Annotated in this window: 14 protein-coding genes and 1 tRNA gene; 6 read left to right on the forward strand and 9 right to left on the reverse strand. The window is 58.6% G+C overall.

Annotation, left to right across the window (positions count from 1 at the left end; all coding sequences use genetic code 11):
* Nucleotides 1-14: 14 nt before the first annotated feature.
* Both HY962_01440 and HY962_01445 read right to left on the reverse strand, forming a co-directional pair.
* Nucleotides 15-677 (reverse strand): phosphatidylserine decarboxylase family protein, encoded by a 663-nt coding sequence (locus HY962_01440; GenBank protein MBI5645568.1) that lies wholly within the window; start codon nt 675-677, stop codon nt 15-17.
* 9 nt (nt 678-686) lie between these two features.
* Nucleotides 687-1,415 (reverse strand): phosphoribosylaminoimidazolesuccinocarboxamide synthase, encoded by a 729-nt coding sequence (locus HY962_01445; GenBank protein MBI5645569.1) that lies wholly within the window; start codon nt 1,413-1,415, stop codon nt 687-689.
* A 176-nt stretch (nt 1,416-1,591) separates the two neighbouring features.
* On the opposite strand from HY962_01445, the gene HY962_01450 reads away from it, so the two are divergent.
* A complete protein-coding gene (locus HY962_01450) occupies nt 1,592-2,167 on the forward strand; it encodes an isoprenylcysteine carboxylmethyltransferase family protein (protein ID MBI5645570.1) in 576 nt (191 codons plus the stop codon).
* A gap of 2 nt (nt 2,168-2,169) precedes the next feature.
* Nucleotides 2,170-3,291, forward strand: a complete 1,122-nt coding sequence (gene lpxB, locus HY962_01455; GenBank protein ID MBI5645571.1) for a lipid-A-disaccharide synthase — start codon at nt 2,170-2,172, stop codon at nt 3,289-3,291.
* Nucleotides 3,292-3,502: 211 nt separating this feature from the next.
* Here the strand turns inward: lpxB and HY962_01460 are convergent, their stop codons facing one another.
* The 3 genes from HY962_01460 to def form a co-directional block, all read right to left on the reverse strand.
* Entirely contained in the window at nt 3,503-4,246 is a 744-nt protein-coding gene (locus tag HY962_01460; protein ID MBI5645572.1) for a glycerophosphodiester phosphodiesterase, read from the reverse strand.
* On the reverse strand, nt 4,243-5,148 hold the full coding sequence (locus tag HY962_01465) for a methionyl-tRNA formyltransferase (GenBank protein ID MBI5645573.1): 906 nt from the start codon (nt 5,146-5,148) through the stop codon (nt 4,243-4,245). Before HY962_01465 ends, HY962_01460 begins: the two co-directional genes overlap by 4 nt.
* Before the next feature lie 155 nt (nt 5,149-5,303).
* Nucleotides 5,304-5,918, reverse strand: a complete 615-nt coding sequence (gene def, locus HY962_01470) for a peptide deformylase (protein MBI5645574.1) — start codon at nt 5,916-5,918, stop codon at nt 5,304-5,306.
* A 101-nt stretch (nt 5,919-6,019) separates the two neighbouring features.
* Here def and HY962_01475 point away from each other — a divergent pair, with 101 nt between their 5' ends.
* From HY962_01475 to HY962_01490, 4 genes are all read left to right on the forward strand, one after another.
* Nucleotides 6,020-6,808 (forward strand): SDR family oxidoreductase, encoded by a 789-nt coding sequence (locus tag HY962_01475; GenBank protein MBI5645575.1) that lies wholly within the window; start codon nt 6,020-6,022, stop codon nt 6,806-6,808.
* A gap of 3 nt (nt 6,809-6,811) precedes the next feature.
* The gene (locus HY962_01480) at nt 6,812-7,975 is read left to right on the forward strand and encodes a metallophosphoesterase (protein ID MBI5645576.1); all 1,164 of its coding nucleotides are present in this window, start codon (nt 6,812-6,814) and stop codon (nt 7,973-7,975) included.
* A gap of 177 nt (nt 7,976-8,152) precedes the next feature.
* Entirely contained in the window at nt 8,153-8,569 is a 417-nt protein-coding gene (locus tag HY962_01485) for a hypothetical protein (GenBank protein MBI5645577.1), read from the forward strand.
* Between the two features lie 235 nt (nt 8,570-8,804).
* Nucleotides 8,805-9,539: a four helix bundle protein gene (locus tag HY962_01490; protein ID MBI5645578.1), complete on the forward strand. Its 735-nt coding sequence runs from the start codon at nt 8,805-8,807 to the stop codon at nt 9,537-9,539.
* Nucleotides 9,540-9,652: 113 nt separating this feature from the next.
* Here HY962_01490 and HY962_01495 read toward each other — a convergent pair whose 3' ends face one another.
* The 4 genes from HY962_01495 to HY962_01510 all read right to left on the reverse strand — a co-directional run bounded on the left by HY962_01495 (nt 9,653) and on the right by HY962_01510 (nt 13,244).
* Entirely contained in the window at nt 9,653-10,681 is a 1,029-nt protein-coding gene (locus HY962_01495) for a WG repeat-containing protein (protein MBI5645579.1), read from the reverse strand.
* A gap of 194 nt (nt 10,682-10,875) precedes the next feature.
* A complete protein-coding gene (locus tag HY962_01500; protein ID MBI5645580.1) occupies nt 10,876-11,037 on the reverse strand; it encodes a GIY-YIG nuclease family protein in 162 nt (53 codons plus the stop codon).
* A gap of 77 nt (nt 11,038-11,114) precedes the next feature.
* Nucleotides 11,115-11,187 (reverse strand) — tRNA-Met (locus HY962_01505).
* 248 nt (nt 11,188-11,435) lie between these two features.
* The gene (locus tag HY962_01510) at nt 11,436-13,244 is read right to left on the reverse strand and encodes a S8 family serine peptidase (GenBank protein MBI5645581.1); all 1,809 of its coding nucleotides are present in this window, start codon (nt 13,242-13,244) and stop codon (nt 11,436-11,438) included.
* Between the last annotated feature and the right edge of the window lie 207 nt (nt 13,245-13,451).

The raw sequence follows: 13,451 nt of genomic DNA on the forward strand, positions 1-13,451 counted from the left end.
AAGGATTCGCGGGCTCAGGGTGTGGGCCTGCGAAGCCGCGCGAGCACGGTTTCGCCGGCGGTCACGTGTTGTTCGAGCGACACAAGCACCTCAGCATCGGGCGGCATCAGCACGTCGACACGCGAGCCGAACTTTATCATGCCGAAGCGGCGGCCGACAACAGCCGTGTCGCCCACTCGAAGCGGACACACGATGCGGCGCGCGACGAAGCCGGCGATCTGTTTGAAGAGGATTTTTTCACGGCCGGTATTGATGCCTATCAGCGTGCGCTCGTTCACTTCCGACGATTTGTCCTCGAAGGCCACCATGTACTTGCCCTCGATATGACGGAAATACTCGACGGTGCCCGACACCGGGAAACGGTTCACGTGCACATTCAGCGGCGACATAAAAATGCAGACCTGTTTGGCCTTGCCCCCGATGAACGCGGGTTCATCAACTTCGGAGATGCTCACTACTTTCCCGTCGGCGGGCGAAATGACACCGTCGTCCATCGCGGGAGTCGTCCGCTCGGGATCGCGGAAAAAATTGGCCGTGAAGAGAAAGACAAAGGCGCCCAGCGCCAGGAAGATGATTTTGAGCGGCAGATTGGAGATAAAGAAGGCGCCGATGATGATGAGCAGCGACACCACAAGAATGGGTATCGCGACATCGAGGCCGTATTTGGTGAGTCCCATGATGCTCCGTCAGGTGGTCAATCGTTTGTACAGCGACACGTATTGCTCGGTGAATTCCCCGATGCCGAGGCGAAAGATCGAGCCGTCGTAGAGGTCGCCTGTTTCGCTGTCAAGTATACGCATCGTATCGGGGGTGATGGCGTCGGCGAGGTAAACGTCCTTGTTCCCGCGCCCGAATTCGAGCCAAAGATCTGCCAGGCGCATGCGGCGGCGCTCCATGAACGAGCGCAGGACGGCATTCGTTTTTGTGGCGATGCGGACCATGGTGCGGATCTCCTCCGGCGTCGAGACACCGAAGGCCAGCACGTGCGACTCGTTCACCATCGGATAGTCGAGGAGGCGGTTCCGATACATCAGCTCGACGATCGGAAATTCGAGTTCACGCGATTCCGAGATGCCGTATTTTTCGCAGAGTGATCCCGCCGCGATGTTTCGCACAACAATAGCCACTGGAATCATTTCGAGGCGGCGGACGAGAAGCATCGACTCGTCGTGCCGTGCGATAAAATGATGCGGAATACGGAAACTCTGCAGATACGCAAAGATGTGCTCGGCCATCTGCGAAGCGAGTCGGGGTTTGCCCTTGACGTTTCGGGCACCGGTGCGGTCACGCTGCGGAAACTCCGATTTGAATTCGAGGAGCACCTGGTCGGGCTTGTTCGTCTCGAAGACGCGTTTCCATTGGCCTTCATACAACAGCCGCCCGCGTTTCAGCGTTTGTTCTGTCTTTTTTTCCAAGGGGTTATGCCAGCGTGATGGGAAGGTGACCGTCCCGCGGAGTTCGTCGCGGATTCAATGACAATCTGCTAATATACACAACCCGGGCTACATTTGCCTTCTTTGGTCCGTCGCCGCCTCCGGCGGTTGGCAAAGCGGCCCGATCGTGTTAGTTTGTTTCTTTTTCAGGCATACGCATGACACTCGGACAATTCCTTTTCAAATACCGCAGCTACGCCCCAATCCCCTGGGTCATCGTGATGATCGTTTTTGCGACGCCCACGCCCGCGAGTCTTATCGCAGGTTTTCTGGTGGCCTGTGCGGGTGAATGCCTGCGGGCATGGGGTGTCATGTACGCCGGCAGCGAAACCCGCGTCACGGGCAGCGGTGTCGGGGCGAGCCGTCTTGTCACCTCCGGCCCTTTTTCGCACACGCGCAATCCGCTGTACATCGGCAACATGCTCATATACACGGGCATCGGGGTCATGTCGTACGCCCTGTTTCCCTGGCTGCAGCTCGGCGCGCTGTGCTGGTTCGTGTTCCAGTACTCGCTGATCGTACGCGACGAGGAGGCATTTTTGCGCAGACAGTTCGGCGCGGAATACGAGGCCTACGTACGCGCCGTGCCGCGCTTCTTTTTCCGCCTCACGCGCTACACCCCCCCGGTTGTGATCACGATCGACTGGAAGGCGGGCTGGCATTCCGAGCAGCGCACGATACAGGCATTTGTGCTTGCCAGTGCCATCGTGTTTGTGCTCTGGCTGATCCGGTAAACATGGCACACGCCTTCATGCTGCTCGCCGGCGAGGCGTCGGGCGATCAATACGGGGCGAAGGTGATAGGCGCGCTGAAGGCGCGATTCCCCGGCAGCACGTTTTTCGGAATCGGCGGCGACCGCATGATTGCGGAGGGCTTCGAGGCGATTTTTCACATTCGCGAGACCTCGATCATGGGCTTCATCGAGGTTGCAAAAAACATCGGGACGATACGCGCGATGTTCCGCCGTTGCAGCGAGGCGCTTGCAGCGCGCGCGCCCGCGGCGCTGATACCGATCGACTATCCGGGATTTAATCTGCGCTTCGCAAAAAAGGCGCGCGCCGCGGGGGTGCCGGTCGTGTATTACATCAGTCCGCAGGTGTGGGCCTGGGGCAAGGACCGCGCGCGAAAAATGCGCGGGACCGTGGATCACATGGCGGTTGTGTTTCCCTTCGAGACATCGATATACGAACGGCTCGGTATACCCGTCACTTTTGTCGGCCATCCTCTCCTCGAAATATTGCCTTCAATAGACCGGGCAGAATTTCTACGCGAGACAGGTCTGCCTGACGCCCCGGTGCTGGCCTTGCTTCCAGGATCACGCGTGCAGGAACTCGAGCGCCTGCTTCCTCCCATGGCCGAGGCCGGGGCGCGCATCGCGGCACGCACGGGATGTTGTGTGGCCGTGGGCGCGGCACATCTGCCGGACGAGTACTACGCGCCCCATCTTGCGCGCTACCCCGGCATACACGTGCTGCGCGGACGAACACATCAGTTGATGCAGCACGCACACGCGGCCATCGTCACGTCGGGCACTGCCACTGTCGAAACAGCGTACTACGGCACGCCGATGGTGATCGTGTACAAGACTAGCCGACTCAATTACGAAATCGGCAGGCGGCTTATCAACGTGTCCACCATCGGCATGGCGAACATCCTTGCCGGAGAAACCGTGGCGACGGAACTGCTGCAGAACGACGTCACCGCCGAAGCGTTGGAGACGCAGGTGACTCCGTTTTTTGAAGACGCTTCCCTTCATGCCTGCACACGCGAACGCCTTCTGCTCGTGCGTCAGGCTATGGGCTCGGGGTCGGCCTCCATGCGTGTTGCGGAAATTGTTGCAGGGGTGATGCGGCTGTAGATGGGTAGATAGTAGTTGGTAGTTGGTAGATGGTAGGATAAGACATGTGGGATCTACCTTGTTCGGTGTAAGGAGGCAGGAGACAGGAGACGATCCATGACTCCTGTCTCCTGTATCCTGTCTCCTTACACGACCTTTGGAGATCGATCTACCGTCTACCAACTACCGTCTACCAACTACCAACTACCATCTACCATCTACCGACGAGCGGTCATATTTCGAAAAAAGCATGCGCCTCTTCCAGTCGGTCGGTGATGACGTAATCGACAGCGCATGACCGTGCATGGGCGAAGGCGCGGATCGAATTGGCCGTAAACACGCCGCTGCCAATGCCATGTTCGGCGAGTCGACCTGCGAGCCGGCGCGACATGGTGAGGACATTCTGAAAATAGAACGTCGCTTGCACGTCCTGCAACTGCGATATCAGTGATGGACGAAAGACGGAGCGGTGCCCGAGAAGACCAAGACGGACACGCATGTGATGGGCGCGGATGGTCTCGAGCACTGGCAGGGAAAACGACGTGATGATGGCGCTTCCAATCCGATCGTGGGTATCGATCAGGTCGAGCACGTCTCTGCAGAGCCGCCTACCGGTCGAGCCGCGTCCCGCGGATGGTTTGATCTCGATATCGAGTGTCACCTCGCGAGGAACGGTTGACAAGACGTCCTCGAGCCGCGGAACATGCTCCCCGCAGTATTCCTGCGAAAACCAGGACCCCGCATCGAGTGTGCGCACCGTGGCGTAATCCACCGCGGTAAGACGCGCCTTGAGTGCCGTGGTGCGCGCCAGGGATGTATCGTGCAGGACTACCGGCACGCCGTCGCGTGTGGCTTGCACGTCGAGTTCTATCCACGCAGCATGATGGGCGCACGCGAGGCGAAAGGCACTGAGCGTGTTTTCGGGTGCGCGCGCCGCGTATCCGCGATGCGCTATGATAACCGGCTGCGCGCTCACTGGAAGCGCGCGCCTTCCTCGAAGCTGAAGCCGCGCAGGAAGACGTCGGCCTCGAGCAGCTTGCGGCCTTCCTGCTTCAGTGCGAGGATCTCGAGATCACGATCGGCGCAGGACACGTAAATGTGATGCTTGTCCGCCGTGACACAGCCGGGTTCCGCACGCTGTGCCGCATCAATGCGGGTCTGATACACTTTGATGGTTTCACCGTTGAGCGTGGTCCACGCCGCGGGATAGGGGCTCAGTCCCCGCACATGATTGTGTACGGACGCGGCATCACGCGCCCAATCGATGCGGCAGGTGTCGCGGAATATCTTTGGCGCCGGCGTCGCGAGCGTATCGCTTTGCGGGAGGGCTCGTGCGTCGCCACGCGCGATCATCTCCACGGTTTCAACAACTTCGGAGGCGCCGAGTATCGCCAGCGCGTCATGCAATTGTCCCGCGTTGGTATCGGGTCCGATCGGGATTCTGCTCTGGCGCAGAATGGCGCCCGTATCCACTTTCTCCTGAAGGAAAAACGTGGTCACTCCCGTCTCGCTCTCGCCATTCATCAGAGCCCAATTGATGGGAGCTGCGCCGCGGTATAGGGGCAGAAGTGATGCGTGGAGATTGAAGGCGCCGAGTGGTGCGAGCGTGTAGACCGATGGGGGCAGTATGCGGAAGGCGACAACAACAATCACGTCGTGCGGAATCGAACTCAGCGCCGTGGCAAACGTGGGATCCTTGAGTGATTCTGGTTGAAGCACGGGCAACCCCGCAGCTTCGGCCACAACCTTGACAGGAGTAGGAGTCACTTTCTGGCCGCGTCCGCGCGCCTCGTCGGGCGCAGTCACCACAGCGGCTATCGTATGCCGCGAGGCCAGGAGGGCTTTCAACGAGGGCACCGCAAAGTCGGGGGTGCCCATGAAGATGAGGCGGAGCGCCGGAACTCCCCCTGCCCCCTCTTGAAAAGAGGGGGAACTCGCCTTTTGTATTTCCTCTGTCGGATTCAAGTCCAGATTCGACTCGAAATCTTGGGCGATGGCGGAGATGGTCTTCGATGACTCCTGCGCTTTGAAGGTCATTCGATGATATCCTGCACGCGCAGGGATGCCAGGGGATAGTCGGCCTCGACATCACCGCGCTTGATTTTACGCAGCGCGGGGATAACGAGGCGCTTGCGGAGTCCGCGCAAGCGGTCGGTAAAAAATATGCCCTGGAGGTGATCGTATTCGTGTTGAATGACACGCGCCAGCAGGCCGCCTGCTTCGAGTTCCATCTCCTCGAAATTCTCGTTTCGATAATGAATGAGGAGGCTTTCAGGCCGGATCACTTCGTCGCGCAGATTGGGCACGCTCAAGCATCCTTCCTCGAAGGCGATGTCGTCACCCGCAAATCCTTTTATCTCGGGATTGATGAAGACAAACGGCGTGCCGGGGAGCAGAGGTCCGTCCTCCGCCTCCTCGTTCTGTTCATCCTCTCCCTCCTCGTCCTCGTAGGGATTGCCGAGATCGATCACAAAAATCGAATGCCCCCTCCCCACCTGGTTCGCGGCGAGTCCGATACCGCGCGCCGCGCGCATCGTCTCGAACATGTCGCTGATCAGGCGTTGTATCTCTTCGTCCGGACGTTCGACGTCGCGGGTTTCCTCGCGCAGTACACGCGCATCGTAGGTATAAATCGGAAGTATGGCCATGATTCGTGTTTCTCGGAAACGTCTTGTTGTCTAGATTTCGCCGCGCGCCTCTCATCAAAACAACGGGCGTGGATAAAACATTCACACAGGAGCACAAAGGTATGAATTTGGGTCTCAGCGGAAAAATCGCGCTGATCGCGGGAGCCAGCGACGGACTCGGCCGCGCAGTTGCGGAATCGCTCGCGGCGGAAGGCGCGCGTCTCATCCTGTGCGCTCGCAGAGCCGAAGTACTTGCCGATCTCGTCGCCGCATTACGCGCCACCCATGGTACGGATGCGGAATATATCGTCGCAGATCTCGACACGCCCGAGGGGGTGGCCCATACTACGGCCGCGGCGCTGTCGATGTGGGGCCGCGTCGATGTGCTCGTGACCAACAACGGCGGACCCGCGCCCGGCTCCTTCGAGGAGCACGACGACGAGAGCTGGGAGCGCGCGTGGAACCGCACGCTCATGAGCGCCGTCCGCTTGATACGCGGCGTGCTGCCTTCCATGCGCGCGCAGCGGTTCGGACGCATCATCAACATCACATCGATCAGCGTACGGCAGCCCGTAGCGCGCCTGCTGTTGTCGAACGCGTACCGCGCCGCCGTAACGGGCATGGCCAAGACGCTCGCCGACGAGGTGGCCGCCGAGGGAATCACAGTGAACAACATTGCGCCGGGTTATGTGGATACTGCGCGTCTGGCTCATCTGCTCGAAGACCGTGCTGCACGTAACGGCAGCACGCCCGAGCAGGAGCGCGCCGCCCTGTACGCTGTGACACCCATGCGGAGGCTGGGACGCCCGTCCGAAGTCGGCGCAACAGCCGCCTTCCTCGCGTCGGATCAGGCCGCGTATATCACGGGCTCAACACTGCTGGTGGACGGCGGCTTGTACCGCGGCGTGTAGTCCATGAAAAAACAATTCCTGATATTCTTCGGCATAGTGATTCTGATCTTCGCCGCCCTGCAGTGGTATCTGTACACGAAGGGCGCGGCGGCGTTTGCAGACTATCCACAGGCGCGTACGTGGTACACAGTGATCTTTACCGTTTGCGCATGGGCGTACCTCGCGGGACGTGTGCTCGAACGTGTCATGTACGGACGACTGACGAGTGTCCTTGTTCATATCGGATCGCTGTGGCTCGGCGCGATGATCTATCTCCTTCTCCTGTGGCTGTGTGTCGATGTGATCGGCCTGGTGATGGATCTTGCCTCTCTTCAGCCGCCGGAATTTCTGCGTTCAACGATAACACCCCTGTCGCTGTTTCTCGTGATACATGTGCTGGCCGCAGGTCTCGTTGTGTATGGTTGGTGGAACGCGCGCAGTCCGCATATCACAACCCTGACGCTTGACGTGCAGAAGAAGTCGTCACTACCTTCGATCGTGTTCGCAGTGGCGAGTGATATCCATCTGGGAACGGTGATCAGTCACAGGCGTCCTGCGAGAATCGTGGAGTGTATCAACGGCATCGAGGCCGACTGCGTGCTTTTGCCGGGCGATGTGATCGACGAGGATCTGCGTCCGGTGGTCGAGAACAATCTCGGCGAAATGCTGCGCACGATCCGCGCGCGTCACGGTGTGTACGCGGTGACGGGTAATCACGAATTCATCGGAGGGGCCGACGCCTCCGTTGCGTATCTCGAGGAACACGGGATCACCGTGTTGCGCGACTCGTGCGTGCTGCCGGGCGGCCTGTTCACTCTCGCGGGTCGCGAAGACCGCAGTGTTCGCCAGTTCGCGGGGCGCGGCCGCGCGTCCCTCGTGGAGTTGCTCCGCGATGTCGATCACACACTGCCGCTTGTGCTGATGGATCACCAGCCCTTCCGACTGAGTGAGGCGGTGGAGGCGGGTGTGGATCTCCAACTATCCGGGCACACGCATCACGGGCAGCTCTGGCCTTTCCATTGGATCACACAAAAAATCTTCGAGGTATCGTGGGGCTACCGCCTCCTTGGTCGCACACACGTGTACGTGTCGAGCGGCGCGGGTTTCTGGGGACCACCCATGCGTATCGGAAACACTCCGGAAGTTGTGAAGGTCACGCTGCGTTTTGTTGGGTCCGCTGAATCTTGAAGTCCGCACATCGAGCACTGCGCGGTTCTTCAAAGTGAATCCGGTATGTGACGGGGACAAATAAATATTTTCTCCATTATTTGTCTTAATCTTACTTCTGTATATATTACATCAAGATCCATGGCACGTGTGTCGACACACGCCCCCCATTCACGTTTCATTTCGAAGAGGACCCGCATGAAGCACGTTGTAATGCTGTTTTTCGTCGCCCTCCTGTTCAGCGCGTGCAACACCGAAGCGCCGGTCGATCCGGCCGCCTCGCAGTCGCCCGCACCCGAATTTATGATCTCGACCGATCAGACGTCGAGCGGCGCCGATGTGGCCGTGACCGATGAAAGAATCGATCAGCGCGTGCGCCTCGAGGTCCAGCAGCTTACACGCCTCCTGTCGCTCACGCCGCGTCAGCAGCTTGCCATCGCCGACATTCTGAAGAAGAAGTACGAGACGCAGGCGCAGCTCATGCGCCGTCTGCAGAACGATCCTGTGGCGTTGCGCCGCGCCCTTGCGCAGCTTGAAACACGCGCGAACCAGGCCATCATGAATCTGCTTACACGCGAGCAGCTTCTGCGCTGGAGACGGTTTAAAGGTCTCTGATCCGCTGCACGTGTATCGCGGTACCTGTTTTACAGCGCCCTCCGGGGCGCTTTTTTATTATGCGCCCACTGCTTCCTCCATTTGAAAGAGCGCGGTCGGGCTATGTTGTTCATTGAACGCTGCGTACCAGGCACCGATCACTCGTATATAATTTTCCAGAGTGGTACATTGTCGCTACGAACCGATTGGAGCGGTTCGTCATGATGACACATATTTCATACGATGGGTTTCCACCATGGATGAATCCCTCATTCCCTTACACGGCGGCTATCGGAAGCTGAAAAGTTTTCAGCTCGCGCAATTGGTGTACGATCTCACTGTCCGCTTCTGTGACAGATACATCAACACCCGCAGCAGAACACACGATCAAATGGTGCAGGCAGCAAGGTCCGGTACGCAAAACATTGCCGAAGGAAGTCAGGTGAGCGGCACATCGAAAAAGATGGAGATGAAGCTCACAAGCGTTGCACGCGCAAGTCTCGAGGAGCTGCGCCGAGATTATGAGGATTTCCTTCGTCAGAGGCGGCTCGCACAGTGGGGTCGGAACGATCAACGACGAGCTTCACTGATTGCCGCGCGTCCTCAAAGCGCTGACGATGTTGCTCGGTGGGCCAAACAACTCTATGAGAGGCAGCGTGATGTGTCGTTGTACTCGCATGGACACAATGGACAACATGGACGAGCCGAAGAGCAGGCATGCACTCCTTCGGAGATGATGATAGATGGTGCAGACCCCCGTTCATCGGGATCATCCTCCATCTCGTCCAGCAAGTCCACCAGGCCTGAGCCCGTTACAGTTGCGCCCATGCCGGAAATAGCCGCCAATGCCGCACTGACACTTCTTGCAGTGGCCTGTTCGCTGTTGGATCGTCAGATTGCGGCTCAGGCACAAGCGTTTACCACCGAAGGAGGATTCACCGAACGTTTATATCAAACACGCAAGAATTTCAGAGAGGGACGCAAGGGGTAAATCGTCGTGAGCGGAGGTGCTTCTGAAAAACAGTAGATATCCTGCGTGACGAGCCCAGATTCGGGAGTACGGCTGTTCGCTTCGGAGAGACGGCGTGCCCCCGATTTCAGGCTTCAGGGATGTGTACCGAGAATGACTCCCTGAAGATTGATATGTCCGGCACGATGACCGGTATGGATCGCGAGAAATCCACCAGAATAGCTTCCAACACTGTAGTACTTCATCGGTACCACGATGTTCCCTGTCCGGTCAATAATACCGCGATTTATCCATGAACCGTCGCAAACGCACATCATTCCGACCGACGCGTACCCATTGACGAAATCACGCCCGGAGTCGAACCCGAACAGTGCTGTTCCACTTCGATTAATATAGCCCACGCTTTCAACACCGGCCCAATGTTTTGCTGCAATCCCGTCGTGGAAATCACCAACGTACGGTGCGATATCCGAAATGACAGTGCGTCCGTTCCTGTCGATAAAACACGGCCACGTCGAACCGAAGCGGCAAACCGCGGCCAGGCCTTCGGAGAACTGCCTGCATGTGCCCCGCGTGCCGAGACTGTCCATGTTAAGCACTGTCCTCCCTGCAGCATCGATGTACTTCCAGGTGCCGTCGAAGGAACGCACTGGAGCTAGACCTTCTGAGAACGATCCACCCTCCTTGTAGATCGTCGGGATGATCAACGATCCGTTTCTATCGATGTAGCCGATTCTGGCGCTGTCATCGGCGACGCACGCGAGGTTCTCCGAGAAGTCCCACGCCGAGGAAAATCGCGGCTGAACGATCCAGTTCCCCGCGACGTCGATGAAACCATATTTGCCGCTCTTGCTCGGCTTCGCGACAGCCACACCTTCACTGAATCCTCCGATATAATGGAAAGAGGGCGCCAGCACTGTTTTGCCATCCTTGTCCATGATGCCGTACAGTACCTGGGCACTCGCATCGAGCGATCCGGTGTGACACACAACAACCCCGTGATGAAAGCAGTCACCGCCCGTGTAACGTCCTGACCAGAGATAGAACGTGTACGGCGTTGTGTAGAGCAGCGTTCCAGTCGTGTCGATCACGCCGTAGTTGCCGTCCAGCTTCCGTATAACGGCGAGCCCTTCGGAAAAATCTCCCACTTCCAGGTACTGCAAGCCGATGTCCACTGAAGCGCATTCGCAAGGAGCGGTCGGACTCTCGTCCTGGCACCCTGCACAGAGCACGAGAAGAAAGGCAATGATAGGGACGTTCGTTCGGTGCATGAGCGTCATTATTCGGGCGAGTACCATACTTCGGCGTCATCGTTGAATCGCGTATGCGTGCCACTGGTTGAGGCATCATACGCCGTTCATGCGAGAGATGCAACGGTATAGATCACACGCCAGTTCGTGCCCTTCTTCGTGAAATGCGTCGTGTGTTCACGATGGCGTTGGAGCCGAAGTTCGAGATCCTCGGTAGATCCCGTGTAGTGGAATCCTTCATCGCTGATCAACACGTAAGTTATGTACATGACCTTCAAGCGTACAGTATCAGCCCCTTCCGGTGCACGATGCAAAGACCCCTGGGGATGCCAGGGGTCTTTTCTTGTAGCGGGGCTAGGACTTGAACCTAGAACCTTCGGGTTATGAGCCCGACGAGCTACCAATTGCTCCACCCCGCGATCAGATTACAAGTATACGGCATGGATCGGAGAAATGCAAATTTCAGCGAGTGAGTTTCTCTTGTGATGGTGCGTGTGCCAACCCGGCAGAGATTTATTACCATAAATACAACCTCCCCCGCCGGTGCAACACACCGCGCGGGGGAGGGTTTTTGACAGCAGGAGAGGTCTACGACTTTCTACTTTCTACTTTCTACTTTCTACCTATCTACCATCTACCACCTACCTATCTACCAGCATCCTCCGCATCAGGGCCGGTTCACCGAAAGCTGCGGCGGATTGTGCGTGTTGGCGGAGCTGAGGTAGATGAAGCCGCTGCCGCTGAGATTCGTGACAGACATGGTGATGCTGCCCACGGTGTTCTTCAGCTTGTTGGTGCTGATCACACACTGGCCCGCGCTGTTGGTGGTTGCGCTGCGGCTGCCGTTTGCACCACCGCTCCACGAGACGGAGACGGTGACACCCGACTGCGGCTGATTCGACGCGTTGTGCACGGTCACGGTGAGATCGCCATACCAACCGCCGTTCTGACGCCGGGCCGAGATCGACAGATCCTGCTCGTGCACTTCACGCTTTGTGGTGGCCGACGCGACGGTGGTCCACGACGAGTAGCCGTTGGCATTTCCCGCGCGCACGCGATACCAGAACGTCGTGCCCTGCGCGAGACCGGTGTTCGAATACGACGTGGTGTTCGCCGCTACATCTGTTAGAGCCGAGAAACCTGTGGTCGCGCTGGTCGTGGAACGCTCGATGTAGAAGCGGTCCTCATCGGTGGAATTGTCGGTCCACTGCAGATTGATCGCCGTTGCCGACGCGGCCGTGGCGGTGAGATTGCTCGGTGCCGCAGGAGCCGCGGGGGGAGGCGGCGTGCCGGTGATCTGATTGTACAGAAGTTTGTTCGGCGAGCCGGTGCCGATGCCCGTGAGCACGCCGTTTGTCGCGCCGTTCACGATGGCGCTCACAACCTGCGTGACCGTGGCGCTGGGATTGGCGCTGAGATACAACGCCGCCACACCGGCCACATGCGGCGTAGCCATCGAGGTGCCGTTCCACGAGGCGTAGGTGTTGGTGCCCGTCATGGTGGACGAATAGATGCTGGAGCCGGGCGCGAAGATATCGACACAACTGCCGTAATTCGAGAACGAGGAACGCGCGTCGCTGCTCGTAGTCGCGCCAACCGTGATCGCCGATGCAACACTCGCGGGCGAATAGTTGCAGGCCACGGCGTTGCTGTTGCCCGCGGCCACCGCGTACACCACACCCGAGGAAATCGAATTCGCAACCGCAGTGTTGAGCGCGCTGGAATACCCGCCGCCCAGCGACATGTTCGCTACCGATGGTCCGCTGTGATTCGCCGTCACCCAATCGACGCCGGCAATCACCTGGCTGTTGAGTCCGCTGCCGTTGCAGTCGAGTACACGCACACCGATCAGATTCACATTCTTCGCAATGCCCACGGTGGTGCCGCCCACTGTGCCGGCGACGTGTGTGCCGTGGCCGTGGCAGTCGGCGGTGTTGGCATCGTTGTCGATGAAGTCGTAGCCCGACTGCACACGTCCGCTGAATTCCTGATGGTCGGGACGGATGCCCGTGTCGATGATGTACACGTCCACATTCGAACCGTCGTTCGGATAGTTGTACGTCTGATTCAAGGGCAAGGCGTTCTGATCCACACGGTCGAGACCCCAGCTCGGCGGACTCGTCTGCGTGCCGTTCACCGACATGATGGCGTCGGCTTCCACGTACTCGACGTTCGGATTACGGCGAATACCCTCGAGCGCCTGCGCGGGAAGAGTCGCGGAGAAACCCTTCAGGGCGTAGCGGTAGCGCAGATGGATTTTTCCTCCGTGGGTCCGGATCAGTTCGTCGGCCATCGCGTCGGGATTGCCGATCGACTGTTTGAACACCACGATATATCGGTCGGTGAGATCGAACTCACTGCCCGATTTCGCAAAGGTCGGGCCCTGGCCGCCCGCGGGGGCGCTTAGCGGACTGGTCGGGCGTGTGTCGTCGCTGCAGGCCGCAAGAAGCAAGACTGCGGCCAGCGCCAAGTACATACCGGATTTCATAATGGCTCCGTATCTGGTGGAAAAGGAAATAACGAGGTTCTGACTGCGGGAAACGTAGAAAAATCGAGTGACATCGGCAAGACCAATTCACTTTTCCTCACATTTCGTATTGAAACGTACCCGCCCACGTGGAGCGGCGGAAATGTGCGCGGATCGATGCCGCCGTTTCCGGCGGTACCATCGGTCGAAGAAGGT

It is taken from the genome of Ignavibacteriota bacterium (assembly GCA_016218045.1).
Lineage (GTDB): Bacteria > Bacteroidota > Ignavibacteria > SZUA-365 > SZUA-365 > JACRFB01.